Annotated in this window: 19 protein-coding genes and 1 tRNA gene; 14 read left to right on the top strand and 6 right to left on the bottom strand. The window is 71.4% G+C overall.

Annotation, left to right across the window (positions count from 1 at the left end):
- Positions 1 to 125 precede the first annotated feature (125 nt).
- From C1C97_RS03605 to C1C97_RS03595, 3 genes are all read left to right on the top strand, one after another.
- A complete protein-coding gene (locus tag C1C97_RS03605; protein WP_121030013.1) occupies positions 126 to 1,235 on the top strand; it encodes a YlbL family protein in 1,110 nt (369 codons plus the stop codon).
- A 108-nt stretch (positions 1,236 to 1,343) separates the two neighbouring features.
- A complete protein-coding gene (locus tag C1C97_RS03600) occupies positions 1,344 to 4,313 on the top strand; it encodes a UPF0182 family membrane protein (RefSeq protein ID WP_121030011.1) in 2,970 nt (989 codons plus the stop codon).
- Positions 4,314 to 4,450: 137 nt separating this feature from the next.
- Positions 4,451 to 4,527: transfer RNA gene (locus C1C97_RS03595), tRNA-Met, on the top strand.
- 147 nt (positions 4,528 to 4,674) lie between these two features.
- Here the strand turns inward: C1C97_RS03595 and C1C97_RS03590 are convergent.
- From C1C97_RS03590 to C1C97_RS03580, 3 genes are all read right to left on the bottom strand, one after another.
- A complete protein-coding gene (locus tag C1C97_RS03590) occupies positions 4,675 to 6,306 on the bottom strand; it encodes a helicase HerA-like domain-containing protein (protein WP_121030008.1) in 1,632 nt (543 codons plus the stop codon).
- 3 nt (positions 6,307 to 6,309) lie between these two features.
- Positions 6,310 to 7,065, bottom strand: coding sequence for a PspA/IM30 family protein (locus tag C1C97_RS03585; protein ID WP_110919633.1), 756 nt, complete (start codon positions 7,063 to 7,065; stop codon positions 6,310 to 6,312).
- Positions 7,066 to 7,136: 71 nt separating this feature from the next.
- Positions 7,137 to 9,161 carry a TPM domain-containing protein gene (locus C1C97_RS03580; RefSeq protein WP_121030006.1) on the bottom strand — a complete coding sequence of 675 codons (2,025 nt, stop codon included), beginning with the start codon at positions 9,159 to 9,161 and terminating at the stop codon, positions 7,137 to 7,139.
- Positions 9,162 to 9,421: 260 nt separating this feature from the next.
- On the opposite strand from C1C97_RS03580, the gene C1C97_RS03575 reads away from it, so the two are divergent.
- On the top strand, positions 9,422 to 10,915 hold the full coding sequence (locus C1C97_RS03575; protein WP_110920561.1) for a S1C family serine protease: 1,494 nt from the start codon (positions 9,422 to 9,424) through the stop codon (positions 10,913 to 10,915).
- An 8-nt stretch (positions 10,916 to 10,923) separates the two neighbouring features.
- On the opposite strand, the gene C1C97_RS03570 is transcribed toward C1C97_RS03575, so the two are convergent.
- Positions 10,924 to 11,388, bottom strand: coding sequence for a tRNA (cytidine(34)-2'-O)-methyltransferase (locus C1C97_RS03570; protein WP_121030004.1), 465 nt, complete (start codon positions 11,386 to 11,388; stop codon positions 10,924 to 10,926).
- 78 nt (positions 11,389 to 11,466) lie between these two features.
- On the opposite strand from C1C97_RS03570, the gene C1C97_RS03565 reads away from it, so the two are divergent.
- The 10 genes from C1C97_RS03565 to secA all read left to right on the top strand — a co-directional run bounded on the left by C1C97_RS03565 (position 11,467) and on the right by secA (position 24,728).
- The gene (locus tag C1C97_RS03565; protein ID WP_121030548.1) at positions 11,467 to 12,696 is read left to right on the top strand and encodes a cysteine desulfurase family protein; all 1,230 of its coding nucleotides are present in this window, start codon (positions 11,467 to 11,469) and stop codon (positions 12,694 to 12,696) included.
- Between the two features lie 132 nt (positions 12,697 to 12,828).
- Positions 12,829 to 13,983: a tRNA 2-thiouridine(34) synthase MnmA gene (gene mnmA, locus C1C97_RS03560; RefSeq protein WP_121030002.1), complete on the top strand. Its 1,155-nt coding sequence runs from the start codon at positions 12,829 to 12,831 to the stop codon at positions 13,981 to 13,983.
- A 57-nt stretch (positions 13,984 to 14,040) separates the two neighbouring features.
- Positions 14,041 to 14,433: a chorismate mutase gene (locus tag C1C97_RS03555; protein ID WP_110920564.1), complete on the top strand. Its 393-nt coding sequence runs from the start codon at positions 14,041 to 14,043 to the stop codon at positions 14,431 to 14,433.
- Positions 14,430 to 15,452, top strand: a complete 1,023-nt coding sequence (locus C1C97_RS12315) for a hypothetical protein (RefSeq protein WP_158591123.1) — start codon at positions 14,430 to 14,432, stop codon at positions 15,450 to 15,452. The genes C1C97_RS03555 and C1C97_RS12315 overlap by 4 nt, the downstream gene beginning before the upstream one ends.
- A gap of 87 nt (positions 15,453 to 15,539) precedes the next feature.
- Positions 15,540 to 16,226, top strand: a complete 687-nt coding sequence (gene mtrA / locus C1C97_RS03550; protein ID WP_110920566.1) for an MtrAB system response regulator MtrA — start codon at positions 15,540 to 15,542, stop codon at positions 16,224 to 16,226.
- Positions 16,223 to 18,169 carry an MtrAB system histidine kinase MtrB gene (mtrB, locus tag C1C97_RS03545; protein WP_233542699.1) on the top strand — a complete coding sequence of 649 codons (1,947 nt, stop codon included), beginning with the start codon at positions 16,223 to 16,225 and terminating at the stop codon, positions 18,167 to 18,169. Before mtrA ends, mtrB begins: the two co-directional genes overlap by 4 nt.
- Positions 18,170 to 18,351: 182 nt before the next feature.
- Positions 18,352 to 20,019 (top strand): LpqB family beta-propeller domain-containing protein, encoded by a 1,668-nt coding sequence (locus C1C97_RS03540; RefSeq protein ID WP_233542698.1) that lies wholly within the window; start codon positions 18,352 to 18,354, stop codon positions 20,017 to 20,019.
- A gap of 99 nt (positions 20,020 to 20,118) precedes the next feature.
- The gene (locus C1C97_RS03535; RefSeq protein WP_121030000.1) at positions 20,119 to 20,937 is read left to right on the top strand and encodes a ComF family protein; all 819 of its coding nucleotides are present in this window, start codon (positions 20,119 to 20,121) and stop codon (positions 20,935 to 20,937) included.
- Between the two features lie 82 nt (positions 20,938 to 21,019).
- Complete coding sequence (gene hpf, locus C1C97_RS03530; protein WP_121029998.1) at positions 21,020 to 21,712, top strand: ribosome hibernation-promoting factor, HPF/YfiA family; 693 nt, start codon at positions 21,020 to 21,022, stop codon at positions 21,710 to 21,712.
- Between the two features lie 172 nt (positions 21,713 to 21,884).
- Positions 21,885 to 24,728, top strand: a complete 2,844-nt coding sequence (gene secA, locus C1C97_RS03525; protein WP_110920158.1) for a preprotein translocase subunit SecA — start codon at positions 21,885 to 21,887, stop codon at positions 24,726 to 24,728.
- Between the two features lie 18 nt (positions 24,729 to 24,746).
- Here secA and C1C97_RS03520 read toward each other — a convergent pair whose 3' ends face one another.
- Positions 24,747 to 25,196, bottom strand: coding sequence for an Rv3235 family protein (locus tag C1C97_RS03520; RefSeq protein ID WP_121030542.1), 450 nt, complete (start codon positions 25,194 to 25,196; stop codon positions 24,747 to 24,749).
- Positions 25,197 to 25,387: 191 nt separating this feature from the next.
- Positions 25,388 to 26,341: a hypothetical protein gene (locus tag C1C97_RS03515; protein WP_110920159.1), complete on the bottom strand. Its 954-nt coding sequence runs from the start codon at positions 26,339 to 26,341 to the stop codon at positions 25,388 to 25,390.
- Positions 26,342 to 26,545: the final 204 nt, after the last annotated feature.

Raw genomic sequence — 26,545 nt, 5'->3', positions numbered from 1 at the left:
TTCACAATATCCGGCCGTCCCGGGGGCGAACCATCGCCCGGCGTCCAGTTCGCTGATGGCTCAGGCACCCGACGGCGCGGCGTCGCCCGCCGACGCGTCGGAGGGGCCGGGTACGCTGAGGGATCGTGGAGACCGCGCAGAGGGACCGGACCGGGACGGGTGGGCGCCCCGGCCTGTGGCGGCGGCTCACGCGCCGCCGACCGCTGCCGTCCGTGGCGCTCGCGGGAACCGCGGTGCTGCTCGTGGCGGGCGTGGTGCTCCCGGCGCCGTACGTGATCGAGGCCGCCGGGCCCACGTTCAACACCGTGGGGACCCACGACGACAGGCAGCTCGTGAAGATCGACGGCGCCACCACCTACCCGAGCGACGGGCAGCTGGACCTCACCACCGTGTACGTCAGGGGCGGGCCCTCCGGGCGGATCAACTCGATCAATGCCGTGCTGGGGTGGCTCAACCCCTCCGAGGCCGTGGTCCCGCAGGACACCCTCTACCCGCCCGAGACCACGCGCCAGGACGTGGCCGACTCCAACGCCGCGGCCATGACCACGTCCCAGGAGGACTCCGTGGCCGCGGCGCTCGGCTACCTGCATAGGCCCTACCGCACCACGCTCACCGTCCACGCGGTCGTGCCCGGGGGCGCCGCGGGGGCGACGCTGCGCGCGGGGGACGAGATCGCGGCGGTGGACGGCACGCGGGTCACATCCTTGAAGCAGCTGCGCTCGCTGCTCGACGCCGCCGGTTCCCGCGGTGCGGACGTCACCGTTCGCCACGGTGGCGGCACCAGGACGGAGCACGTCGCACTCACCCGTGACGAGGAGACCGGCAGCTGGCAGCTGGGCGTCTACCTCGTGCCGCGCTACGACTTCCCGCTGACGGTGGACTTCCAGCTGGAGCAGGTGGGCGGGCCCAGCGCCGGGATGATGTTCGCCCTGGGGATCGTGGAGGAGCTGACCCCGGGATCGCTCGCCGGGGACGAGCACATTGCCGGAACGGGCACCATCACCGCGGACGGGGACGTGGGACCCATCGGCGGGATCCGTCAGAAGCTCGAGGGCGCCGCGGAGTCCGGGGCCCGCTACTTCCTGGCACCGGCGCAGAACTGCGACGAGGTCACCGGTCACGTCCCGGATGGGCTCACCGTGATCGAGGTGGGATCCCTCGGGGAGGCCGTGAACGCCGTGGAACAGGCGGCCGCGGGCAATGTCACGGACCTGCCGAGCTGCGAGACCCGATGACACCCCCGCCGGGCCGCAATTGCACGTCATCGCCGCACCCCACGCAATAAGATCAACGGTGATCCCCCTTGGATCACCATCCGCGCCCAGGAAATTCAGAGGTATGCAGTGACCGCCGGATCCACTTCTCCCCGTCCGTCTAGCAGGTCCGCAGCGGGCCGCAAGCGTGGGGCCCTGCTGCCCACCGTGATCGCGGTGGTGATCCTCATCGCGCTGTTCGTGGGGTTCACGCAGGTCTACACCAACGTGCTGTGGTTCGAGCAGCTGGGCTACCTGCGGGTCTTCGTCACCCGCAACCTGGCGGTCATCGGCCTGTTCGTGGCGGCCACCCTGATCGTGGCCGCCCTGATGTTCCTGAGCATGTGGCTCGCCCACCGCAACCGGCCGCGGGACGGCGCCATCAGCGACACCATGAGCAAGTACCAGCAGGCGCTGGACCCGGTGCGCAAGGTCGTGATGATCGCGGTGCCCGTGATCTTCGGTCTCTTCGCGGCCTCCACCGTCGCGTCCCAGTGGCAGACCGTGCTGCTGTTCTTCAACCAGGAGCCGTTCGGGCAGCAGGACCCCCAGTTCCACCTGGACCTCGGCTTCTACGTGTTCACACTGCCGTTCCTGCGGCTGCTCATCGGGTTCCTGGTCACCGCGCTGCTGCTCGCCGGTGTGGCCGGGCTGCTCATGCACTACGTGTACGGCGGCATCCGGATCCACGAACGGGGCATCCACACGACCCGTGCGGCGCGTGTCCAGCTGGGTTCCGTCGTGGCCGCGTTCCTCGCGCTGCAGGCCGTGAACTTCTGGCTGGACCGCTACTCCACCCTGATCCACGGCTCCGGCAAGTGGACCGGAGCGCTCTACACGGACGTCAATGCCGTGATCCCCACCAAGGGCATCCTGGCCGTCGCGGCCATCCTGGTGGCCGTCCTGTTCGTGGTGGCCGGCTTCATCGGGCGCTGGAAGCTGCCGCTGATCGGCGCCGCGATGCTCGTGGTGGTGGCCGTGGTGGCCGGCGGCCTGTACCCGTGGGCCATCCAGCGCTTCCAGGTGACCCCCACCGAGCAGGCGCTCGAGAACGAATACATCCAGCGCAACATCACCATGACCCGCCAGGCCTACGGCCTGGACGACACCGAGGTCACCCCCTACGACGCCACCACCGAGACCGAGAAGGGTGCCCTGCGCCAGGACACGGAGACCACCTCGAACATCCGGCTGCTGGACCCGAATGTGGTCTCCTCCGCGTTCGCCCAGCTGCAGCAGTTCCGGCCGTACTACCAGTTCCCGGACATGCTCAACGTGGACCGCTACGACATCGACGGCCAGAGCCAGGACACCGTGATCGCCCCGCGCGAGCTGAACCCGGACCAGATCCAGGGCTGGTACAACAAGTCCGTGGTCTACACCCACGGCTACGGTGTGGTGGCCGCGTACGGATCGCGCGTCCAGGCGGACGGCAAGCCGGAGTTCATGCAGTCCGGGATCCCCTCCAAGGGCCAGATCTCGGACGACTACGAGCCCCGCATCTACTTCGGTGAGAACTCGCCCGAGTACTCGATCGTGGGTGGTTCTTCCGAGGACGACCCACTGGAACTGGACCGCCCCCAGACCAACGAGGGGGATGCCGCGGACGCCAAGACCACGTTCGGGGGCAACGGGGGGCCGAACGTGGGCAACCTGTTCAACAAGCTCGCGTACTCCATCAAGTTCCAGTCCTCGGACATGCTGCTCTCGGACGCGGTGCGCCCGGAGTCCCAGATCCTCTACGACCGCAACCCGCGGGAGCGCGTGGAGAAGGTGGCGCCCTACCTCACGGTGGACGGCAAGCCGTACCCGGCGATCGTGGACAACAAGGTGGTGTGGATCGTGGACGCGTACACCACCGCCGCCTCGTACCCGTACTCCACGCCGTCCGTGCTGCAGGAGGCCACGAAGGACACCCAGACTGCCCAGGGTGCCGCAGCCGCCCTGCCCGCCGAGCGCGTGAACTACATCCGCAACTCGGTCAAGGCCACGGTCAACGCGTACGACGGCTCCGTGGACCTCTACGCGTGGGACGACCAGGACCCGGTGCTGAAGTCCTGGCAGAAGGTCTTCCCCAGCACCGTCAAGCCGTACTCGGAGATGTCCGCGGACCTGATGGCCCACGTGCGCTACCCCGAGGACATGTTCAAGGTGCAACGGGACCTGCTCAACCGGTACCACGTCACGGACGCCAACAGCTTCTACGCGAACGACGACGTGTGGTCCGTTCCCAACGACCCCACCCAGCAGAACCGCGACGTCTCGCAGCCGCCGTACTACCTGTCCATGCGCATGCCGGGGGAGAAGGAGGCGAACTTCTCGCTCACCTCCTCCTTCATTCCGCAGCAGAACGAGTCCGGCAACACGCGCAACGTAATGTACGGCTTCCTCTCCGCCAACGCGGACGCGGGCACGGGCAAGGCCGGCGTCAAGGACGAGAAGTACGGCAAGCTGCGGCTGCTCGAGCTGCCCCGGTCCTCGTCCGTGCCCGGTCCGGGGCAGGCCCAGAACAACTTCAACTCCAACACCGCAGTGTCCAACGAGTTGAACATCCTGCGCCAGGGCGCCTCCGAGGTCATCAACGGCAACCTGCTCACGCTGCCCGCCGGTGACGGCATGCTGTACGTCCAGCCCGTGTACGTGCAGTCCTCGGGGGACGCGGCCTATCCCACGCTGCGCAAGGTGCTCGTGGGCTTCGGCGAGAAGGTGGGATATGCACCCACTCTGGACGGCGCCCTCGACCAGGTCTTCGGGGGGCAGTCCGGCGCCACCACGGACAAGGGAGCCGGGATCAGCGAGAAGGCCGCGGAGGCTGCTCAGGGCGGCGGCTCCGGCGACACGAAGAACGAGAAGGACAAGGCCTCCGCGAGTCCTTCGCCCTCGGGTGACCCGGCACCGCGTTCGGCCTCGCTCCAGGACGCACTGGACACGGCCAACAAGGCCATGCAGGACTCGGACAAGGCCCGGCAGGACGGTGACTGGACCAAGTACGGCGAGGCCCAGGACCGCCTCAAGCGGGCCATCGAGGACGCGGTGGCGCAGGAGGGCTCCGCGAAGTAGCGGCCCTGGGCAGTGCGCCGCAGCCGCAGGGGCGGTCCTCGGGATGTCCCGACGGCCGCCCCTCCTCGCATTCCGGCGGGCGGCACGAGCCCCGATTTGCACGGTCCCCGGAAGCCTCGTATAGTTGTCGATGTCGCCGCGGGGTGGAGCAGTTCGGTAGCTCGCTGGGCTCATAACCCAGAGGTCGCAAGTTCAAATCTTGCCCCCGCAACCACGAAGAAGCCCGGTTCCCCAGGAACCGGGCTTCTTGCATGTCCGGACGCGCGTAGGCACCTGCCCGTGCCAAGGCGCCGCCCTCACGCGACGACGCCGCCGGGCCCGGGGAGGGCGCCGGCGGCGTCGTGTGCGGGGTAGTGCGGGGTCAGCGGCGACGGCGCCGGGAGGTGCCGAAGATGGAGCGGGTGATCTCGCGTCCCAGTGCGGAACCCGCCGAGCGCATCATCGAGCGCACTGCGGGGTTCTCCATCACCGAACCCAGGAACCCGCCCTGGTCGTCGTCACGCGGGGAGTCCCGCCGGTCGTCGTCGTGCGGATCGCGCCGGTCGCGGCGGTCCGCCCCGCCGGCCCCGGCGCCCTCGTGCTCGCGCGAACGGCCGTCCTCCGGTGCGGACGTCTCCGCGCCCTCGGCCCGTTCCAGTCGACCGTGCAGCAGCTCGTAGGCGGACTCGCGGTCCACGGCCTCGCCGTAGTCGGCCAGCAGCGGGGAGGCGGACACGGCGGCGTCCACAGCGTCCTCCGGGGCCGGCTTCATGAGCGACTGCGGCGCCCGCATCCGGGTCCAGGCCACCGGGGTGGGCGCCCCGGTCTCCGACAGCACCGTGACCACGGCCTCGCCGGTGGCCAGCTGCGTGAGCAGCTGCTCGAGGTCGTAGCCGCTCTTCGGGTACGTGCGCACCGCGGACTTCAGGGCCTTGGCGTCGTCCGGGGTGAAGGCGCGCAGCGCGTGCTGCACACGGTTGCCCAGCTGCGCCAGGACGTCCGAGGGGATGTCCTTGGGGGACTGGGTGACGAAGAAGATCCCCACGCCCTTCGAGCGGATCAGCCGGACGGTCTGCTCGATGGAGTCCAGGAACTCCTTGGAGGCGCCCTCGAACAGCAGGTGCGCCTCGTCGAAGAAGAACACCAGGCGGGGCTTCTCGGCGTCCCCCACCTCGGGCAGGTCCTGGAACAGGTCCGCGAGCAGCCACATCAGGAACGTGGAGAACAGCCGCGGCTGCTGCTGCACCGCCGCAAGCTCCAGGCAGGAGACCATGCCGCGGCCGTCCTCGGTGGTGCGCAGCAGGTCCTGGGTGTCGAACTCGGGTTCGCCGAAGAACACCTCGGCACCCTCGTTCGCGAACGTGGTCAGCTCCCGCAGGATCACGCCCGCGGTCTGCTTGGACAGCCCGCCGATGCTCGCCAGCTCCTCCTTGCCCTCCGGGGAGGTCAGGTGCAGCACCACTTCCCGCAGGTCCTTGAGGTCCAGCAGCGCGAGACCGTGGGAGTCCGCGTAGTGGAACACGAGCCCCAGGGAGGACTCCTGGGTGGCGTTGAGCCCCAGCACCTTGGCGAGCAGCGTGGGCCCGAAGGACGTGACCGTGGCACGGAGGGGCACCCCCTTGCCCTGCCCGCCCAGGCTGTAGAACTCCGTGGGGCTCGCGGTGGGGGCCCACTGCTGGCCCACGGACCGCGCCCGCTCCGCCACCTTGGGGTTGTCCTCACCGGGCTGGGAGATCCCGCTGAGATCGCCCTTGACGTCCGTGAGGAACACGGGGACGCCCTGGGCGCTCAGCTGCTCCGCGAGGGCCTGGAGGGTCTTGGTCTTGCCCGTGCCCGTGGCGCCGGCCACCAGGCCGTGGCGGTTGAGCGTGGCCAGCGGCACGCGGACGGGTGCATCCGCATGGGAGCCTGCCTCGTCCAGCGCGGCCCCGAGCTCCAGGCAGGGAACGTCCGTGGCGTAGCCCGAGCGGACGGCCTCGAGCTGCTGCTGCGCGCCGGTGCGCTGCTCCGCCATGTCTCAGACTTCCTCGGCGGAGACGATGTTCTCCCCGTTCTTGGTGGAGCCGCCATTCTTCAGGGCGGCGAGCCGGGCCTCGATCTCGGTCTGCTGGCCCATGGACTCGAGCGCCTCGAACTGCCGGTCCAGTGAGGAGTCCGCGAGTTCCTGCTGACCCGCCACTCGGGCCTCCTCGCGGCGGATCTTGTCCTCGAAGCGGGAGACCTCGCTCGTGGGGTCCAGGACGTCGAAGGACTTCAATGCGTCCTGCACCTGAGACTGCGCCTGCACGGTCTTCTGGCGGGCGGCGAGCTCGTCACGCTTGGTGGAGAGCTCCTGCAGCTTGCCGCGCATGCTGTTGAGCCCCTGTTTGAGCTTCTCCACCGTCTCTGTCTGGGACGCGATCTGGGGCTCGGCGCCGCGCGCCTCGTTCTCGGACTGGATCTGGCGCTGCAGGGCCACCTTGGCGAGGTTGTCGAACTTCTCGGCCTCGCCCTCCTTGCCCGCGGCGCGGAACTCGTCCGCCTTGTTGGACGCGGCCAGTGCCTTGTTGCCCCACTGCCCGGCTTCCTGGAGGTCCTCCGCGTGGTCCTTCTCCAGCAGCCGCAGGTTGCCGATGGTCTGGGCCACTGCCGACTCGGCCTCGCGGATGTTCTCCGTGTAGTCGCGGACCATCTGGTCCAGCATCCGCTGGGGGTCCTCCGCGGAGTCGATCATCGCGTTGATGTTGGCCTTCGCCAGCTGGGCGATCCGACCGAAGATGGACTGCTTTGCCATGGTGATCTCCTGTTCTCGTGCATGGGTGGAACTGAAAACTGTCGTGTGCGTGGACGCGGTGCCCGGGTGGGTCAGAAGTTGCCGCCCACGCCGTCGTCGAATCCGCCGAAGTCGCCTCCGCCGAAGTCACCGCCGCCAAACCCGCCACCGAAGTCGCCACCACCGTAGTGGCCCCCGCCGAAGCCGCCACCGCCGTTGAGGATCCCGCCCAGCAGGATCCCGCCCAGCATGGCACCGCCGAGTCCGTTGCTGCGCGACGGGCCGTAGCCCATGCCCCCGTATCCCATGGGGGAGCTGTAGAACTGGTCCACGTCGTTCTGCGCCGAGCGCTGCGCGGCGTCCGCGAGCCGGATGGACTGGTTGGCCTCGTTCAGCGCACGCTCGGGATCGGAGTTCTGCAGCTGCCCGGCGAGCTCCAGGTGGCGCTCGGCCTCCGCGAGCTCCGTGCGGGCCTGGGCCCCCACGCCGCCGCGCCGGGCCCACACGTAGTCCGAGGCGGTCGTCAGGCTGGCCTGCGCGCTCACGAGGGCGTGGGAGAGGGTCTCCCGGGCGGAGCGGGCGCGGTCGTTCGCGTTGCGGACGTCCTGCAGGCCCTTGTCCAGCTCGGCCTTGGCCTGGGCGAGCCGACGGGTGGATCCAATGGGGTCGTAGTGCCCCGAGGCCATCTGCTGCGTGACCGTGTGCAGGACGGAGCGCACGCCGGAGGCGGCACCCGCGAGCTCCGGGCGCGTGCCCTGGCGCACGAGCCCCTCGGCCTCGGCCACGTCCCGCTGGGCGATGCTGACGGCGTCCTTGAGGGACTCCTCCGCACGGGCCAGTTCGCGGCGGGCATTCTCCACGCTGGCGATCAACCCCTGCGCCTGGCCCTGGGCCTCCTCGGCGGCGCGGATGTTGAGCACCGCCTCGGACGTGCGCCCCGCCGCCAGCTCCTGCTCGGCCCGGGCGGTCGCGGAGTCCGCGAACTCGAGCCGTTCCCGCGCCTGCTGGCCGTTGTCGCGCACGGGGGCGAGAGCGGCGTCGTCGTACTGGGAGTGCAGCGAGACCAGCAGCGACTCGGCGTCCTGCAGCCTCGGCCGGGTGTCCGCGACGGCGCGTCGCACGGCGTCGAGGGCCTCCGGGGCGCGGCCCTCCAGCTGCCGCAGCTGGGAGAAGCTCTTCTCCTGCTCGGCGAGGGGGGTGCGGGCCTGCCGGGTGCGCTCGATGATCTCGCCGAGCCACGCCCGCTGGTCCGCCTCCGAGTCCGGGATGTCGTCCTCGAGCTTCTGCTGCAGCTCGAACGAGGCGCGCATGTGCTCCTTGGCCCGCGCGAGCGCCTCCTCGAAGGGCCGGGTCTGGTCGCTGCCGTACTGCAGCTGCGCGAACGCGAGCTCCTGCTCGGAGTGCTGGATGGCGTTGTCCGCCTCCACGAGTGCTGAACCGGCACGCTTGTGCAGCTCGGGCAGCGGCACCAGCGGACGCTCGGGAGCACGCTCGCCGCGCGGCTCGCCCTGCGCCTGCGAATCCTGCCCACGACGCCGCCGCTTGCGCAGCACGGCCGCCCCACCCACGCCCACCGCGGCGAGACCGCCCACGAGCACGACGCCGGTGACCGCGCCGCCGGCGCCGCCCAGGCCGCCGCTGAGTTCGTCGTTGATGCCGTCCACGGCTCCCTGCGCCGTGGCGCCCCAGTCCTTCTGACGCAGGGCGGGGGCGATGTGGTCGTCGTAGATCTTCTGCTGGTCGGCGCGGGAGAGCGGGCCCTTGGGGCTTGCCGTGAACCGCACCTGCTGGCTGGACGTGGCCACCGCCAGGACGGCGTCGTTCGAGCCCAGGCCGTTGGTCCTCGCGAACTCCTGCACCCACTCGCCCGGATTGCCGGGATCCGTGAAACGGTCCACGTAGACCACATACAGGGTGATGTTGTGCTTCTCGGCGACGTCGTCGATCTTGGTCTGCAGCCCCGAGGTGTCGCCCAGCACGTGCGCGGAGTCCACCACCCGCACCCCGGGATCCACCTGGGACGGGGGCTGCGCCATGGCGGCCGGTCCGGCGAGCAGGCACGCGCCGGACAGGACGGTGGCGCAGAGCAGGCGGCGCCGGGCGGTGCGTGAAGTCATGACCCTCGTTCCAATCGATGTGAGCCGGGTGGACGCGCGGCACCCGGCCGTGCCGTGGTGGGCCGCCGTCCGCTCCTCAGAATACGCTGACACCCGCACGCGGTCACGGGATCAGGGACCAGGGACCACCCCGGAACCATCCAGGAAACATGCTGAAAGCCGCCAGTTCTCTCAGCCCCGTTCCAGCCGCGGGGCGCATACTTGCCACCCGGAGCACATCGGCGGGCAGCGCCGGTACCAGCGGTTGACAAGGAGAGAACATGGCCGATTCCCAGGATCCTCGCACCGGGGGCGACCCTCAGCACCCCGTCCCGAGGTACGGCCAGTACGGCTCGGGTGAGCACGGAACCGGACCCGCTCCCGGTTCGCCGTGGCACGCCCGGGACACCTCGTCCGTTCCGCCCACGGCGCAACAGCACGACGGATACGGCGATCCCCGGGGCTACGGCGGTCAGGGCCACGAGGCGTACGACGGCGCCCGCGGGCCGGGCGCGTACCCCGCCGGGAGCGGCACCGCGACGCCCGCGAGACGCCGGTTCTCCGGGGGCGCCATGGTGGCCGGGATGGCCCTCGCGGGTCTGCTCGGAGCCGGCGTGGCCGTGGGGACGGGCGCCGTGGGCGGCGGCCACGACGGCGCCGCGGCCGGGACCACGAGTTCGCCGGTGCTGGTCAACGACACCGACTCGGTCAACGAGATCACGGGTGCCACGCAGAAGGCGTCCCCCTCCGTGGTGACCATCTCCGCAACCGCAGGCAACCAGTCGGGCACCGGCTCCGGGGTGGTGCTGGACGACCAGGGCCACATCCTCACCAACACCCACGTGGTCACGCTGGACGGCGCCACCGCGGACGCCAACCTCGAGATCCAGGCCGCGGACGGCTCCGTGCGCAAGGCCACGGTGGTGGGCACGGACCCGGAGTCCGATCTGGCCGTGATCAAGGTGGACCCGAGCGGGCTGACCCCCGCGGAGTTCGGTGACTCGGGCAAGCTGAACGTCGGGGACGCCGCCATTGCCATCGGTGCCCCGCTGGGTCTGAGCGGCACCGTCACGGACGGGATCGTCTCCACCCTCAACCGCACCATCGCGGTGGCGTCCTCCGCCGCGGAGGACTCCCCGGACGACTCCCAGAAGAGCCCCGGGGGACCGCAGGACTTCTTCTTCAACTTCCCGGACAACGGGCAGTCCGGTTCCCAGTCCGCGAAGTCCAGCGTGTACCTCAATGTCCTGCAGACGGACGCGGCCATCAACCCGGGCAACTCCGGTGGCGCCCTGGTGAACGCGCAGGGACAGGTGATCGGGATCAACGTGGCCATCGCCTCCGCCGGGGGCTCCTCCTCCGGCGACTCCGGCGGCTCGAGCTCCTCCGGGAACATCGGAGTGGGCTTCTCCATCCCCTCCAACACCGCCAAGCGGGTCGCGGACGAGATCATCAAGGACGGCAGGGCCACCCACGGCTACCTCGGCGCCTCGGTGTCCGCGTACACCCCGTCCGGCAGCACATCGGAGCAGTTCTCCTCGGGCGCCAAGGTGCGCTCGGTGGCCTCCGGCTCACCCGCCGCGGACGCGGGGCTCAAGCCCAACGACGTGGTCACCGAGTTCAACGGCAAGCGGATCACGGACGCGGACGCGCTCACCGCCGGGGTGCGCGAGCTCTCCGCCGGTTCCGAGGCCAAGGTCACGTACCGGCGCGGCGGGGACGAGCGCACGGCCACGGTGACGGTGGGCAACGCGGCGGACCAGAAGAGCAGGTAGCCCCTCGCTCAGACCCCGTCCGGGAAACCGAGCTGGCGCCACGCCTCGTAGAGCGCGATCGACGCCGAGTTCGCCAGGTTGAGGGAGCGCCGCCCGGGGAGCATGGGGATCCGCACGCGCCGATCCACGTGCCCGTCCGCGAGGACCTCGTCCGGCAACCCCGTGGACTCCCTGCCGAAGAGCAGCACGTCCCCGTCGCGGTAGGAGACGTCCGTGTGGTGCGTGTCCGAGTGGGAGGTGAACGCGAACACCCGGGCGTCCCCGAGGTCCTGCCACAGGTGCTCGACCGTGGGATGCACGTCCATGACCGCGAGGTCGTGGTAGTCCAGGCCCGCCCGGCGCAGGTTGGCGTGGTCGAAGTTGAAGCCCAGGGGCTCCACGAGGTGCAGGTGGGCTCCCGTGCACGCGGCCAGGCGGATGGCGTTGCCCGTGTTGCCGGGGATCTCGGGGGTGTGGAAGACGAAGTGGAGCATGGGTGCGAGTCTAGGTGCCGCGGCGTCGTGCTCCCGGGGCCCGGATCCGTGTGGGAGGGCGTCCGTAGAATGGGGGCCATGCCCGCACCCCGTGTCTACATGGACCACGCCGCCACCACCGACATGCTCCCCGAGGCCGTCACGGCCTGGGTGGAGCAGGCGCGGCGCGGCGGCAACCCGGCCTCCCTGCACTCGGGCGGACGCTCCGCGCGCATGGCGCTGGAGACGGGGCGGGACGCCCTGGCCGCCGCGCTGAACGCGGAGCCCGTGGAGCTCATCCTCACCTCGGGGGGCACGGAGGCGGACAACATGGCCGTGCTGGGCCTGTACCGGGCGGCTCGCGAGGCGGATCCCCGGCGCACCGTGATCGCGCTGTCCGCCGTGGAGCACCACGCCGTCTCCGAGGCCGCGGAATGGCTTGCCGCGTACGAGGGCGCGGAGCTCGTCTGGCTCCCCGTGGACCGGGACGGGCGCGTGGCCCCCGAGGACCTCGAACGACTCCTCGCCGAGCGCGCTGCCGACGTGGCGCTGGTGACCGTCATGTGGGCCAACAACGAGGTGGGCACGGTGCAGCCGGTGGCCGAGCTCGCGGCCCTGTGCGACACCGCCGGGGTGCCCTTCCACGTGGATGCCGTGCAGGCGTTCTGCGCGGTGCCCGTGGACGCCCACCTGCCGGGAATCACCACCCTGGCGGTCTCCGCCCACAAGCTCGGCGGCCCCATGGGTGTGGGGGCGCTGTACGCACCGCGCACGGTGAAGCTCGCGGCCACGAGCTTCGGCGGGGGACAGGAGCGCAGCGTGCGCTCCGGAACGGTCAACGCGGCCGGGGCGGCGGCCTTCGGTGCGGCGGTGGAGGCCGCCCAGCGGGACGCCCGCGGCGAGTTCCTCCGGCGCGCGGCGCTGCGGGACTCCCTCGTGGCCGGCATCCGTGCCCGCGTCCCCGAGGCCGTGCTGCGCGGCCCCGAGCCCGGGTCCCCCGAGGACGAGTGGGCGCACCCCACCCGGTTGCCCGGCAACGCGCACTTCACGTTCCCCGGGTGCGAGGGGGACTCCATGCTGTTCCTGTTCGACGCCGCCGGGGTGGCGCTGTCCACCGGGTCCGCGTGCAACGCGGGGGTGCCGCGGGCCTCCCACGTGCTGCTGGCCATGGGCGTGGCCGAGGAGAGCGCCCGCGGCGCCCAGCGCTTCTCCCTGGGCCACTCGAGCACGGCGGACGACGTCGCCGCCGTCCTCGCCGCCGTCACGGACGTCCACTCCCGGGCCAGGGCCGCGGGCCTCTCCGGGCACCTCCCGGGGTTCTCCGCCTAGCGTTCCCCGCGTTCCCGGGCTGCCGGGTCCGCGGGGAATAGCGCCGGGTGCGGGGACGTTGCCGGTACGTCCGGTCCGGGCGAGGTACCGCCCGCGGACCACCACCACACCGACTTCCGTGAAGGGGACACCGTGCGCGTACTGGCAGCAATGAGTGGCGGGGTGGACTCCGCCGTGGCCGCGGCCCGCGCGGTGGACGCGGGGCACGACGTCACCGGCGTGCACCTCGCCCTGTCCCGCACGCCGGGCACGCTGCGCACCGGCGCCCGTGGCTGCTGCACCATCGAGGACTCCCGCGACGCGTGGCGCGCCGCGGAGAAGCTGGGGATCCCGTACTACGTGTGGGACTTCTCGGAGCGCTTCCAGGCGGACGTCGTGGACGACTTCGTGGCCGAGTACGCCGCCGGGCGCACCCCGAACCCGTGCATGCGCTGCAACGAGAAGATCAAGTTCGCGGCCCTGCTCGAGAAGGCGCTCGCGCTGGGCTTCGACGCCGTGTGCACCGGCCACTACGCCAAGGTGGTGGAGGGTGCAGACGGTCACAAGGAGCTGCACCGTGCCGCGGACTGGGCGAAGGACCAGTCCTACGTGCTGGGCGTGCTCACCGCCGAGCAGCTGGAGCACGCCATCTTCCCACTCGCGGAGACGCCGTCCAAGGCGCAGGTGCGCGCGGAGGCGGAGGAGCGCGGGCTGTCCGTGGCCAAGAAGCCGGACTCCCACGACATCTGCTTCATCCCGGACGGCGACACCCGCGGCTGGCTCGCGGACCACATGCAGCTGGACCCCGGGCGGATCGTGGACACCGAGGGCCACGAGCTCGGGGAGCACCGCGGGGCCCAGGCCTACACGGTGGGTCAGCGCCGGGGACTGCACATCGGGCGGCCGGCCCCGGACGGCAAACCGCGTTTCGTCCTGGAGATCCGCCCGAAGACCAACGAGGTGGTCGTGGGTCCGGAGGCGCTGCTCGCGATCGACGTCATGGAGGGCATCCGCCCGTCGTGGGCGGGTCTGCCCCCGCGCGAGGTCGCGGCGCTGGGGGAGCACGCGGACGGCCGTTCGGAGGAGTTCGAGGTCACGGTCCAGGTGCGCGCCCACGGGGATCCCGCCCCGGCCCGGGCGTGGCTCGTCCGTGCCGACGGCGCGTCCCGGCTGTGCGTGCGCCTGGCCGAGTCCCAGCGCGGTGTGGCCCCGGGCCAGACCATGGTGCTCTACCAGGGCACGCGCGTGCTGGGACAGGCCACGATCGACGCCGCGTACGCGGACCGCGTGGGCGTCCCCACCGCCTGACCCGCGCCGCCCGACCCGCGCGGGTGCCCGGGCGCCGGACGCGTTTACAGTGGAGGCATGAGCTCAGCCACCGGCCCCGCGGACCCTGCCGCCGAACACGCGCCCGTCGACCCCGCGGCGAGCAGCGCCGCCCACCGCACCACGGAGACGGCTCTCGAACGGTTGAGTGCGATCCGCGGCACCATCGACAACATCGACGCCGCGCTCGTGCACCTGCTGGCGGAGCGCTTCAAGGCGACCCAGCGCGTGGGCACGCTCAAGGCCGAGAACGACCTCCCGCCGTCGGACCCGGAGCGGGAGAAGGCCCAGATCGAGCGGCTGCGCACTCTCGCGGAGGCCGCGCACCTGGATCCGGAGTTCGCGGAGAAGTTCCTGAACTTCATCATCAGCGAGGTCATCCGCCACCACGAGGCAATCTCGGAGAACCACCAGCGCGGAACGGACGCATGAGCGGGTTCGCCGCCTCCCGGATCACCGCGACCCTGACCCGGGCGCTGCGCGGAACGGACGTCGTCGAGACCTTCACCGTGCTGCGCGGGGAACTGGGCGCCCCGCACCTGGCCGCCGTCCCGCTGCTGCCGGACCGCGGACCGCAGGCCGAGCTCGCCGCACGGACGAGCGCGGTGCTGGACTCGCTGCACGCGGACCGGCAGCCGCACGGCTGGCGCATCACGGGCGTGCCCGGGGACGACTCACGGCAGGCACGCACCCTGCTGGCCAGCGACCTCAACGCGGTCGCGGACGTCCTCGGTGCGGAGTCCGGGGCGGACACGGCACCCGTGTTGTTCTCGCTCCTGGGCCCCGTGTCCCTGGCGGCCACGGTGCACGTGCACAACGGCGAGAAGCTGCAGTCGGATCCCGGCGCGCGGCGGGACCTCGCGCAGTCCTGGTGCGCCGGTGTGGGAGACCTCGTGGCATCCCTGCGCCGCAACACGGACGGGCGGGACGCCGTGCTGGTGGTCCAGGAACCCGAGCTGGAGCGGGTCCTGACCGGCACGATTCCCACCGCCAGCGGCTACCGGACGCTGCGCTCGCTGCCGCAGCAGGAGGTGCGCGGCACCCTCACGGACGCGGTGCAGGCGTGCCGCGCCGCCGGTGCGGCCACCGTGGCCGTGGACACCGGCACCGCCCCCGCGCGCTGGGCGCGGGACGCCGGGGCCCACGCCGCCGTGGTCCGGGTCCCCACCGGGCCCACCGAGCAGTGGGAGCCGCTGGCCGCCCTGCACGAGGCGGGCCTGACGCTGTGCCTCGACTCCGTGCCCGTGACCGGACGCACCCCGGTGCGCTCCTTCGTGGACACGGTGGTGCGGCCGTGGGCCGACCTGGGCATGGACCCGGCCGCCCTGCTGGGAACGGTGCTGGCGCCGTCGGCGGATATCTCCACCCTCGCCCCGCCCGAGCTGGCGGGCGCCCTGGAGCGCCTCACGCGGCTGTGCGGCGCGCTCACGGACGCGTGCAGCGAGGGTTGAGCGCACCGAGGCCGTAGAATCGGCGGAAGGACGCGGGGCGTCGGCCTCGGCCGCCCCCGCAGGGAAGAACGAGGGCGAAAGCGGGCCATGAACGCGAGAATTCTGGTGGTGGACGACGACGCCGCGCTGTCGGAGATGATCGGCATCATCCTGTCGTCGGAGGGTTTCGAGCCCGTGCACTGCTACGACGGCTCGAGCGCGCGCGAGGTGTTCCGCGCCTCGGAACCCGATCTGATCCTGCTGGACCTCATGCTCCCCGGGATGGACGGCATCCAGGTGTGCCAGCAGATCCGCGTGGAGTCGGACGTGCCCATCGTGATGCTCACCGCCAAGTCCGACACAGCGGACGTGGTGCGCGGGCTCGAGGCCGGTGCGGACGACTACGTCCCCAAACCCTTCAAGCCCGCCGAGCTCGTGGCGCGCGTCAAGGCGCGGCTGCGTCCCGCGGAACGCGGCGCCACCCAGGAGATCACGCTGGGGGACATCGTCATCGACGTCACCGGGCACACGGTCACGCGGGCCGGTGAGGAGATCGCCCTGACACCGCTGGAGTTCGACCTGCTGGCCACCCTGGCCCGGTCCCCGCACCAGGTCTTCAGCCGTGACGAGCTGCTGCGGGACGTCTGGGGCTACCCCCACGCCGCGGACAACCGCCTGGTCAACGTGCACGTGCAGCGGCTGCGCTCCAAGGTGGAGCGGGACCCCGAGAACCCCGAGGTGGTGCTGACCGTGCGCGGTATCGGCTACAAAGCGGGCGGGCACGCACATAGATGACGCTGGCCGCAGCGACCCCCACGGCGAAGCCACCGCGCACGCGCCGCCGCCCCCAACGGTTCCGCAGGCTCCGGCTGGGGCGTCGCGTCCTGTTCCGCCGCTGGCGCCAGTCGCTCCAGTTCCGGGCCATCGCGGTCGCGCTCACGCTGACCTCCGTGGCCTTCCTCGCCACGGGCAGCTTCCTCTCCCACCAGATCGCGAACCGGCTGTTCACCGACCGGCTCGACCAGGTGCTCGAGGAGGCGCGCACGGACATCAGCACGGCGCAGGCCAGCTTCGACGCCTCGGACGCCTCGGACCGCACCGAGGTCCAGGCGCTCATCAACTCCACCCTGGGCAGCCTGAGCCAGGACACGAGCTCCACGGACCACCGCTGGATCCTGATCCCCCTGGACCAGGGCGGCGGCCAGTCCTTCGTGGGGGTGCAGAGCGAGAGCTCGTGGATGACCTCCGCCACGGTGCCCAGGCAGCTGCAGCAGCGCGTGGCCAACGGCGACGGCACGTACTGGCAGCCCGCCTCCGCGCGGATGGCCGAGAACGCCCCGGAGCACCCGGTCATCGTGATCGGTGACGTGGTGCAGCTGAACCAGAACTCCCGCTACGGGCTGTTCTTCGTGTACGACTTCTCGGACCCCCAGGCCACCCTGGACTCCATCCACGCCGTGCTGCTGCTGTCCATGGTGGCGCTGCTGCTGCTCGTGGGCACCATCGTCTGGTACGTCACCCGCGAGGTCGTGCGCCCCGTCTCCAACACGGCCCGGGTGTCCCAGCGGCTCTCGGAGGGGGACCTGGACGTGCGGATGGAGGTGCACGGGACCAACGAGGTGGCGCGCCTGAGCCGGTCCTTCAACAGGATGGCGGATTCCATCCAGACCCAGATCACCCAGCTGGAGCAGCTCTCGTCCATGCAGCAGACGTTCGTCTCGGACGTCTCCCACGAGCTGCGCACCCCGTTGACCACCGTGAAGATGGCCGCGGAGGTGCTCTTCAACGCGCGGGAGGACTTCGACCCCGTCAACCGGCGCTCCGCCGAGCTGCTGCACAACCAGGTGGACCGTTTCGACTCCATGCTCTCGGACCTGCTGGAGATCTCCCGGTTCGACGCCGGCGCGGCCCGGCTGGACATGGCCTCCACCGACATCTTCTCGGTGATCTACGACGTGGTGGAGGCCGCCGCGCCGCTCGTGGTCAAGTCCGGTTCCGAGCTCACCGTGCGCTCCACCCTCACCCGCTGCGTGGTGCAGATGGACCAGCGCCGCATCGACCGCATCCTGCGCAACCTGGTGACCAACGCCCTGGAGCACGGGGAGAGCAGGCCCGTGGACATCTACGTGGCCGCGAACGAGAACTGCGTGGCCGTGGCCGTGCGCGACCACGGGATCGGGATGACCGAGGAGCAGGCCGGGAAGGTGTTCAACCGGTTCTGGCGCGGTGACCCCGCCCGCGCGCGGACCGTGGGCGGCACGGGCCTGGGGCTGGCCATCGCCACGGAGGACACCCGGCTCCACGGCGGCCTCCTGGAGGTCTGGGCCGAGCCGGACAACGGTGCGTGCTTCCGGCTCACCCTGCCCCTGCTGCGCTCGCAGCCGCTGGACCCGGAGCTGCCCAACCCCCTGCCCCTGCCACCCGCCGAGCAGACCGCGGAGTCCACCGCGCGGGTCACGGACACCGGTTCCCTCCAGCTCACGGCACCCGCGGTGCGCCCCGCCGTGGAGCCGCGCACGGGCCAGCTGCTGCTCGTGTTCCCCGGCCCGGGCGACGACGCCGGCGGGACCGGCAGCGCCGAGCGGCCCGGGGGTGCGGGGGGTGCCGGTGCGGACGGCCCCGGTACCGGTGGGCAGGGCGCGGCACACGATGTCGTCGGCGAACCCGGGGGCGCCCCGGAACGCCACCACACCGGGTCCAGCGCCGCGGCGCCCGAGGACGGGACGGAGAAGCCATGAGCCCTCGGAACGTGCAGTCCGGAACCACCGTGGGGTGCGGTTCCCGTACCCCACCACCCGCTCCGGCACGGGAGGTCCCGGGCGCGGCCGGCGGGAGTGCGGCCGGGGCGCCGGAGGTTTCCGCTGCCCGCCGCGGCCGAGTCGACTCCCGGTCCTCGTCCCGGCGGGTCCGGCACGCGAGCATGGCCCTCGTGCTCGTCCTGGGGTTCGGGCTGTCCGCGTGCGGGGCAATGCCCCGGTCCGGGCCGGTGCACAAGGTCATCGAACCCACCGGGCAGTCGCAGCCCAGCGCCATGCCGTTCAACCCGCAGGCCCCCCGCCCGGGAGCCTCCGCCCAGGAGGTCGTGGAGGGCTTCCTGGCCGCGGGTGTGGGAGCGCAGGACGACTACTCGGTGGCCCGGCAGTACCTCACGCCCCAGCTGGCCACCACGTGGAAGCCGGACGCCCGCGTGCTCATCCACTCCGGCGAACCCACCACCGTCCCGCGGCTGAACGAGGGCGAGTTCCGCACCAGCGTGGAGGTCAGCTCGGAGCTGGACGCCGACGGCGTGCGCACCGCCCAGCCCTCGGGCAGCACCCGCGTCCTGGACTTCGCCCTGACCTCGGTGGACGGTCAGTGGCGCATCTCCAAGGCCCCGGACGGTGTCATGGTCCCGGAAGCGGATTTCCCGCAGATCTTCTCGCCCAGCAACCTCTACTTCTACTCGGCGCGCGACAGCAAGCACCTGATCCCGGATCCGCGGTGGTTCGCCAAGCGCTCCACGGCCTCCACCGCCGCCGTGCGCGCCCTCATGAACGGCCCCTCCTCCTACCTGGGGCACGCCGTGGAGAGCGCCATCCCCCAGAGCGCGGCCCTGTCCCGGTCCTCGGTCCCGGTCTCGGGCGGCACCGCGGCCGTGGACCTGAGCCTCGCGAGCTTCGACCCCGCGGACGTGGCGGGTGCGCGCCGGATGGAGCAGCAGCTGCGTGCCACGCTGCGCTCGGTGCCGTCCGTGGAGGACGTGAACCTCACCGTCAACGACGCCCCGGTGGAGACCTCCGGGCGGGAGGGCGGCGACGCCCTGCAGCCCGTCACCGTTCCCAACCGCCAGATCGGGGTCTCGGACAACCAACTGGCGTTCTTCCAGGGCGGTCAGACCGAACAGATCCGGGACATCTCCCTCCCCGAGGGTGCCGTGGTGACCAAGCCCGGGATGGGCGCCGAGGTCGATGTCTTCGGGTTCGTCGACACCGCGGACTCCGCCGTGTACACGGTGGCCCCGGGGGCGCAGCCGCAGCGGCGGTGGGCCGGCACGCGGCCCACCCGTCCGAGCTTCGACCCGCAGGGGTGGGTCTGGGGAGCGGACGCCACCGGCACGGTGCACACGGTGCGGGCGGCGTCGAACGGCAACGGCGAGACCGTGAAGGCGGACTGGCTCAGGGACCGGCACGTGGCGTCCCTGCGGATCTCGCGGGAGGGCAGCCGGGCGCTCGTGGTCACGACCACCGGGGACTCCTCCAAGGCGGTGATCTGGATCGCCGGGGTGGTGCGCGACGACTCGGGCAAGCCCATCGGGCTCGAGAAGGGCAACGCCGTGGCCGCGGACGTGGCCGTGGACACCGCCCAATGGATCGGCGCCGAGGAGTTCGTGACCACGGCACTGAACCAGGACAGCAACGCCCAGCCGCGGCGCTACACGGTGGCCGGTGAGCACGACGACCTGCCCTCCCTCACCGGCGTCACCTCGATCGCCGGCGGCAACGGCCCCGCCGCGGTCTACGGCGCCTCCGACGGACGGCTGTACATGCTCACCGGCAGCTCGTGGGCGCTGCAGAGCGAGAACGTCACGGACACCTCCTTCGCGGGCTGAACCGCCGCCCGCGCGGTGCCGGGACGACGCCGTGCGCAGCGGGCTCCACCTCGTGCCCGGGCTCTGGAGGCGTCGTCCGTCCCGTCGTGAACTGGGTGCATGACGAGAACCACTGGGACAGGACACGGCACCTCGACCCTCGCCCGCTGGGACCGCCGGGCGGCCAGGGTGGGCGCGTGGTGCGCGGACGCCCTCGAACTGGTGCTGCCCGTGACCTGCGCGGTGTGCGGGGAACCGGGCGCCACCCTGTGCCGCGGCTGCCGCATCATGCTGCGGCGCTCCACCGCCCGGCCCGCGGCCGTTCGACCGCCCGGCCCGCTCGAACCCTCCGGGGTGCTCGTCTACACCGCGGGGGAGTACGAGCACGAGCTCGCCGCATGTCTGCTGGCGTACAAGAACGGCGGGCGCACGGACCTCGCGCCCACGCTGGCGGCGGTCCTCTCCGCCGTCCTGGCCGCGGCGGCCCACGACCTGCGCGACCGCACGGGCCCGCTGCACTGGGTGCCCGTGCCCACGAGTGCCCGGGCGCGCCGCCGCCGCTGGTTCGACCCCGTGGCGGACGTCCTCGACGCCGCGGCGTTGCCCTCCGGCACCGAGGTGCACCGTGCGCTGCGGCACCGCGCCCCGGGGCGGGGCGGTGCCGGCGGGGCGCAGAAGACCCGGGGACGCGCCCAGCGGACACGGGCCGTCCGCGGCGTCATGAGGGCACGGGACGTGGCGGGACGCACCTGCGTGGTCGTGGACGACGTCCTGACCACGGGGGCCACCGCCGCCGAGGCCGTGCACCGCCTCGAGCAGGCGGGGGCCCGTGTGCCCGCGGTGGTCACCCTCGCGGGGGTGCGGGCCGCGCGTTCACCCCGGGAGAACGAGGTGATGTCGAATCCTGTTGTCCGTGAATTTCCCCACAGTTTGCCTTAGCGTTGGACCACGGGAAGCACTGAAGGTGTCCCGGGCGGGAGGTTTCGACGTCCCGCGCCATCCTCAAGATGTGGAGGGTCTCATGGAACTGAACATCCAAGGCCGCAACGTCACTTTGCCGGACCGATTCAAGGAATACGTCGAGGAGAAGAGCGAGCGCTTCCAGCAGCTCGGCGACAAGGTCCAATCCATCGAGGTCAAGGTCACCAAGGAGCACGCCTCGTCCGGGCACCAGGGCATGCGGGTGGAGCTCACCGTGGTGGGACGCGGACCCGTGGTGCGCGCCGAGGCGCACAACGACGACAAGTTCGCCGCCTTCGACGAGGCCTACGCCAAGCTCGTGGAGCAGCTGCGCCGGGCACGCGACCGCCGCAAGGTGCACCGCGGAGGACATCAGACGCCGATCGCCGTCCACGAGGCCACCGGATCGCTTCCCGTGGTGCCCACCGCCTCCTTCGAGGGTTTCGGGTCCGAGCAGGAGCTGTCCGAGGCCGAGGACGAGGCCTTCAGCACGGAGTACCCCCTGAGCGATGCACCCACTCCCGTGGAGATCCGGCGCAAGCGGTTCCCCGCCCATGAGATCACGGTGGACGAGGCCGTGGACCAGATGGAGCTCGTGGGCCACGACTTCTTCCTGTTCGTGGACAAGGAGACCCGGGAGCCCTCCGCCGTCTACCGCCGCAAGGGGTGGGAGTACGGCGTGATCAGTCTCAGCACCGACGGCCGTTCCGAGGATGAGAAGGCCCGGGCCTACCAGGCGGACGCCGCTTCCTAAGCGGAACAGCCCGCCGCGCCGTGCGGCGCGCGCACGAGCGGGTCCCGCGGCGACGTCGCGGGGCCCGTTCCCCTGCCAGGGTCGCGCCCAGGCTGTCTCACGTACACTGTCCGACGGTGCACCCCCAGTTGGTTCCGGTGCCCACCACTTGATCTCGGAGGAGCGAACACACGTGGCGTCATTCCTGGAAACGGTTCTCCGCACGGGGGACAAGCGCGTCCTGAAGCGGCTGCGGACCTACGCGGACGCCGTCAACAGCCTCGAGGACGGTTTCAAGGAACTCTCCGACGCCGAGCTGCGCGCGGAGACCGACTCCTTCCGGGAGCGGATCGCGGACGGCGAATCCCTGGACCGGCTGCTGCCCGAGTCCTTCGCGGCCGTCCGTGAGGCGGCGTCGCGCACCCTGGGCCAGCGCCACTTCGACGTGCAGATCATGGGTGGTGCGGCGCTGCACCTGGGCTACATCGCCGAGATGAAGACCGGTGAGGGCAAGACCCTCGTGGCCACCGCTCCCGCGTACCTCAACGCGCTCGCCGGCAAGGGCGTGCACGTGGTGACCGTCAACGACTACCTGGCCGAGTACCAGGCCAACCTCATGGGTCGCGTGTACCGCTTCCTGGGGCTCGAGACGGGTGTGATCCTCGGCGGTCAGGAGCCTGCCGTCCGCCGCGAGCAGTACGCCGCGGACATCACCTACGGCACGAACAACGAGTTCGGCTTCGACTACCTGCGCGACAACATGGCGTGGACCGAGGACGAGCTCGTGCAGCGCGGTCACAACTTCGCGATCGTGGACGAGGTGGACTCCATCCTCATCGACGAGGCCCGCACCCCGCTCATCATCTCGGGCCCCGCGTCCGGTGAGGCCAACCGCTGGTACCGGGAGTTCGCGACCGTCGTGCAGAAACTCGATGCCGAGACCGACTACGAGGTGGACGAGAAGAAGCGCACCGTGGGCGTGCTGGAGCCCGGGATCGAGAAGGTCGAGGACTGGCTGGGCATCGACAACCTCTACGAGTCCCAGAACACGCCGCTGATCGGGTTCCTCAACAACGCGATCAAGGCCAAGGAGCTGTTCCGCAACAACAAGGACTACATCGTGGCGGGCGGTGAGGTGAAGATCGTGGACGAGCACACGGGCCGTGTGCTCGCGGGGCGCCGGTACAACGAGGGTGTCCACCAGGCCATCGAGGCCAAGGAGGGCGTGGAGATCAAGCCCGAGAACCAGACCATGGCCACGATCACCCTGCAGAACTACTTCCGGCTCTACGACAAGCTCTCCGGCATGACGGGCACGGCCCAGACCGAGGCCGCGGAGTTCATGAACACGTACGAGATCGGTGTGGTGGCCATCCCGCCGCACCGCGGGATCGCCCGCGAGGACAAGCGGGACGTGGTCTACAAGAACGAGGCCACCAAGTACGCGGCCGTGGTCCGGGACATCGAGGAGCGCCACGAGAAGGGCCAGCCGGTGCTGGTCGGCACGGCGTCCGTGGAGAAGTCCGAGTACCTCTCCCGGCTGCTGGCCAAGCGCGGTGTCCGCCACGAGGTCCTCAACGCGAAGAACCACGCGCGGGAGGCGGCGATCGTGGCACAGGCCGGGCGCAAGGGCGCGGTCACGGTGGCCACGAACATGGCCGGTCGCGGCACCGACATCATGCTCGGCGGCAACGCGGAGTTCAACGCCGTGGAGAAGATGGCCGAGCTGGGACTGGACCCGGAGCGCGACGCCGAGCAGTACGAGGCCCGCTGGCCCGAGGTGCTCGAGGCGTGCGAGGCCGCCACGCGCACCGAGCACGAGGAGGTGCTCGCGGCCGGCGGTCTCTACGTGCTGGGCACCGAACGCCACGAGTCCCGCCGGATCGACAACCAGCTGCGCGGTCGCTCGGGCCGGCAGGGAGACCCCGGCGAGTCCCGGTTCTACCTCTCGCTCTCCGACGACCTCATGCGCCTGTTCAACCCGGGGGCGGCCCAGCGTCTGATGGCCATCGCCCCGGACGACGTCCCCGTGACGGGCCGGCTCATCACCTCCGGGATCGCGAACGCGCAGAACCAGGTGGAGGGCCGCAACGCGGAGCAGCGCAAGAACGTGCTGAAGTACGACGACGTCCTGAACCGGCAGCGCGAGGTCATCTACAAGGACCGCAAGCGGATCCTCATGGGCGACGACATCGAGGACCAGATCCGGCAGTTCACGGAGGAGGTCATCACCTCCACCATTGCCGAGCGCACGGGCAAGGGCCATCCCGAGGACTGGGACCTGCCCGCGCTGTGGGAGGCGCTGCGCGCGATCTACCCCATCTCCCTGACCCCCGAGGAGGTGCTGGAGGAGGCGGGTGGCCGTCCCCGTCTCACTGCGGACTTCCTCCAGGAGCAGATCCTCTCCGACGCCACGGTGATCTACCAGGAGCGCGAGGACGAGCTCGGTGCGGAGGCCATGCGCAACCTCGAGCGCCGCGTGCTGCTCTCGGTCATCGGCCAGCGCTGGCCCGAGCACCTGTACGAGATGGACTACCTCAAGGAGGGCATCGGGCTGCGCGCCATGGCCCAGCGTGATCCGCTCGTGGAGTATCAGCGGGAGGGCCACGCCATGTTCCAGGACATGATGGCGGCCATCCGCGAGCAGACCGTGGTGACTCTCTTCAACCTCGAGGTCCGCAGGCAGCGCACGGGGGCCGACGGCGGAGCCGTGGAGCTCACCACGCCGCAGCGTCCCGCGTTCCTGCAGTACACGGCACCCGACGAGGACGGTGAGCCGCAGGCCGCCGTGGAAACCGAACCGGCGGGTGGACCCTCCGGCCGTTCGGCCGCGAACGGCGGCGGGACGGCGACGACCGGATCCTCGGCCGCCACCGCCGATTCCGGGGCCGACGGCTCCGCCCGGGCGCCTGGCACATCGGCCACGGACGGTTCCGACCCGGACGAGCAGTCCGCCGGGGAGGGCGTCAACAGGGCGCAGCGCCGCGGCAAATCCGCGAAGAGCGGTTCCAAGTCCAAGCGGGGCAAGCGCCGCTGAGGCGTCCGCGGTGGCGGGTCACCCGACCTCCAGGTGGGTGACCCGCCACTGCCGTGCCACCCGTTCGATGCGCAGCGCCACGGCCCGGGCACGCGTGGCCTCGTCCACCACCAGGGACGCCTCGTAGCACCCCGGTGCGGGGCTGCACATGCGGATGCGGCGGATGCGCGCGGCGCGGTGCACCTCGAACACCGCGCGACGCTCGGGGCACTGTTCCTGGACGAGCTTGAGCATGGCCGCCCGCTGGGTGAAACGTTCCACGACCTCCGGGTCCGTCCACCGCGACAGCTGCGACGCCGGCCGGGTCCCGGCCAGGATCTCCACGGCGGCCTGCCCGATGCTGCGGGCGATCGCACCCACCCGTTCGGCCTCGTTCCTGCCCGAGAGGGCGGCCGCAGAACGGTCCTCGCGCCAGGTGTACCCGCCGACGGGTGTGCGGGGTGTGGATTCGGGAACGGTGATGGTCATGAGGTGCTCCTTCGTGCTCGTGGTGTTCCGGATCGTCCGGTGCGTCGGGTCCGGGTCCGACGTCGTCATCTCGGCCGCCGCCGTGGCCGCGCTCGCCGCGGCCTGTTCCGGGGGACGCAACCCGCGGGGCGGCCACGGTGGCTCCGTGCCGCGGCACTCCGATCGGGCCCGGTCCCGCAGCCGACGCGGTCTCACGGCGTGGACCCGGCGGCGTCGAGCAGCTGCGGTGGTACGCGCAGCTGGTCCCCGGGGCGGATCAGGTCCCCGTCCTGGGCGAGCGTGTTGTGCTCGAGCCATGAGGGCAGATGCCGGCACACGGCGTCGTCCGTGGCGCCCGGACCCAGCAGCCCCGCGGTGAGATCCCAGAGGGTGTCCCCGCTCAGCACGGTGACGGTGCCCTCGATGACGCGTTCCCGTGCCGGGAGGTTCTCCCGGATCCCTGACGGCGGCGCAGCCGCTGCGCTCGCGCTCTCCGGCCCGGGGATCGTGGTGCCCGCAGGGCTGTCCGCCCGGGCGCTCGGCGGTGCGCCGTCCCGAGGGGCAGCCGCAGCCCCCGACGACTCCGGAATCCCGGAGACCAACGGGCCGGTGGCGGGATCTCCCGCCCCGGGCGCGGCGGACGACGGCGCCGCGGGGCCGGGCGTCGACGCCCCGGTTCCGTCCGTGCCTGCGCCGGTGCCGGTGCCTGTGCCCGGTGTTCCGGCGGACCCACCGGTGCCGTCGGCGAGCTGCTCCGTCCCGGTGGCCGGTGGGCCCCAGAACGGGTCGGGCGCGGCGTCGTCTGCGTGGGCCGGGGCCGCGGTGATCAGCTGGGCCCCCACGAGGGCAGCGGCCGTGCGGGCCACCAGTGCGGGTGTGAGGCGTCCCGCCCACTGCTCGAGTCCCGTCCAGCGGCATCGCCGGGCCACGGTGGCGACGGAAAGCATCAGCAGACCGCCGATCCACCATCCCGCCGCCACCAGGCATGCCCCCGCCGCGAGCACCGCGATCGCGAGTTCGGGATCGGTCCCGGCTCCCGTGCTCCGCAGCCGGTGGACGTGGGTCCATCCGAGCGCACCGGCCGATGCCGCCAGCAGGGGCACGGCCAACCACGCGGCTCCCGTGCGGGCCGGGACCCGGCGGTCGCGCAGCTCCTCATGTGGCATCTTTACCTCCTGATGATGTTATTTGATGTTGTTTGGCGTTTTTTGATCATGCGCTCCCCGAGGGCGTGAGTCAATGACCGATGCGAAGACATGGAAGGGCCCGTCACGTTCCGCGGGCCCACTGCGAATCGCCGTAGCGTGTGGCCAGGAGTGCCGCCGTCGAAGGGCGGTGCGGCGGTGCAGCGGGGCGCGCGGCAATGTGGT

This window comes from Kocuria tytonis, assembly GCF_003226895.2.
Taxonomy (GTDB): domain Bacteria; phylum Actinomycetota; class Actinomycetes; order Actinomycetales; family Micrococcaceae; genus Kocuria; species Kocuria tytonis.
This window is presented reverse-complemented; position numbering and strand designations above follow the sequence as displayed.

Bases quoted from the DNA above. Each gene is read 5' to 3' on its own strand.
- C1C97_RS03590 (WP_121030008.1), bottom strand. From the start codon at position 6,306: ATGGCGGAGCAGCGCACCGGCGCGCAGCAGCAGCTCGAGGCCGTCCGC.
- C1C97_RS03585 (WP_110919633.1), bottom strand. From the start codon at position 7,065: ATGGCAAAGCAGTCCATCTTCGGTCGGATCGCCCAGCTGGCGAAGGCC.
- C1C97_RS03580 (WP_121030006.1), bottom strand. From the start codon at position 9,161: ATGACTTCACGCACCGCCCGGCGCCGCCTGCTCTGCGCCACCGTCCTG.
- C1C97_RS03575 (WP_110920561.1), top strand. From the start codon at position 9,422: ATGGCCGATTCCCAGGATCCTCGCACCGGGGGCGACCCTCAGCACCCC.
- C1C97_RS03570 (WP_121030004.1), bottom strand. From the start codon at position 11,388: ATGCTCCACTTCGTCTTCCACACCCCCGAGATCCCCGGCAACACGGGC.
- C1C97_RS03565 (WP_121030548.1), top strand. From the start codon at position 11,467: ATGCCCGCACCCCGTGTCTACATGGACCACGCCGCCACCACCGACATG.
- C1C97_RS03555 (WP_110920564.1), top strand. From the start codon at position 14,041: ATGAGCTCAGCCACCGGCCCCGCGGACCCTGCCGCCGAACACGCGCCC.
- C1C97_RS12315 (WP_158591123.1), top strand. From the start codon at position 14,430: ATGAGCGGGTTCGCCGCCTCCCGGATCACCGCGACCCTGACCCGGGCG.
- mtrA (WP_110920566.1), top strand. From the start codon at position 15,540: ATGAACGCGAGAATTCTGGTGGTGGACGACGACGCCGCGCTGTCGGAG.
- mtrB (WP_233542699.1), top strand. From the start codon at position 16,223: ATGACGCTGGCCGCAGCGACCCCCACGGCGAAGCCACCGCGCACGCGC.
- C1C97_RS03540 (WP_233542698.1), top strand. From the start codon at position 18,352: ATGGCCCTCGTGCTCGTCCTGGGGTTCGGGCTGTCCGCGTGCGGGGCA.
- C1C97_RS03535 (WP_121030000.1), top strand. From the start codon at position 20,119: ATGACGAGAACCACTGGGACAGGACACGGCACCTCGACCCTCGCCCGC.
- hpf (WP_121029998.1), top strand. From the start codon at position 21,020: ATGGAACTGAACATCCAAGGCCGCAACGTCACTTTGCCGGACCGATTC.
- C1C97_RS03520 (WP_121030542.1), bottom strand. From the start codon at position 25,196: ATGACCATCACCGTTCCCGAATCCACACCCCGCACACCCGTCGGCGGG.
- C1C97_RS03515 (WP_110920159.1), bottom strand. From the start codon at position 26,341: ATGCCACATGAGGAGCTGCGCGACCGCCGGGTCCCGGCCCGCACGGGA.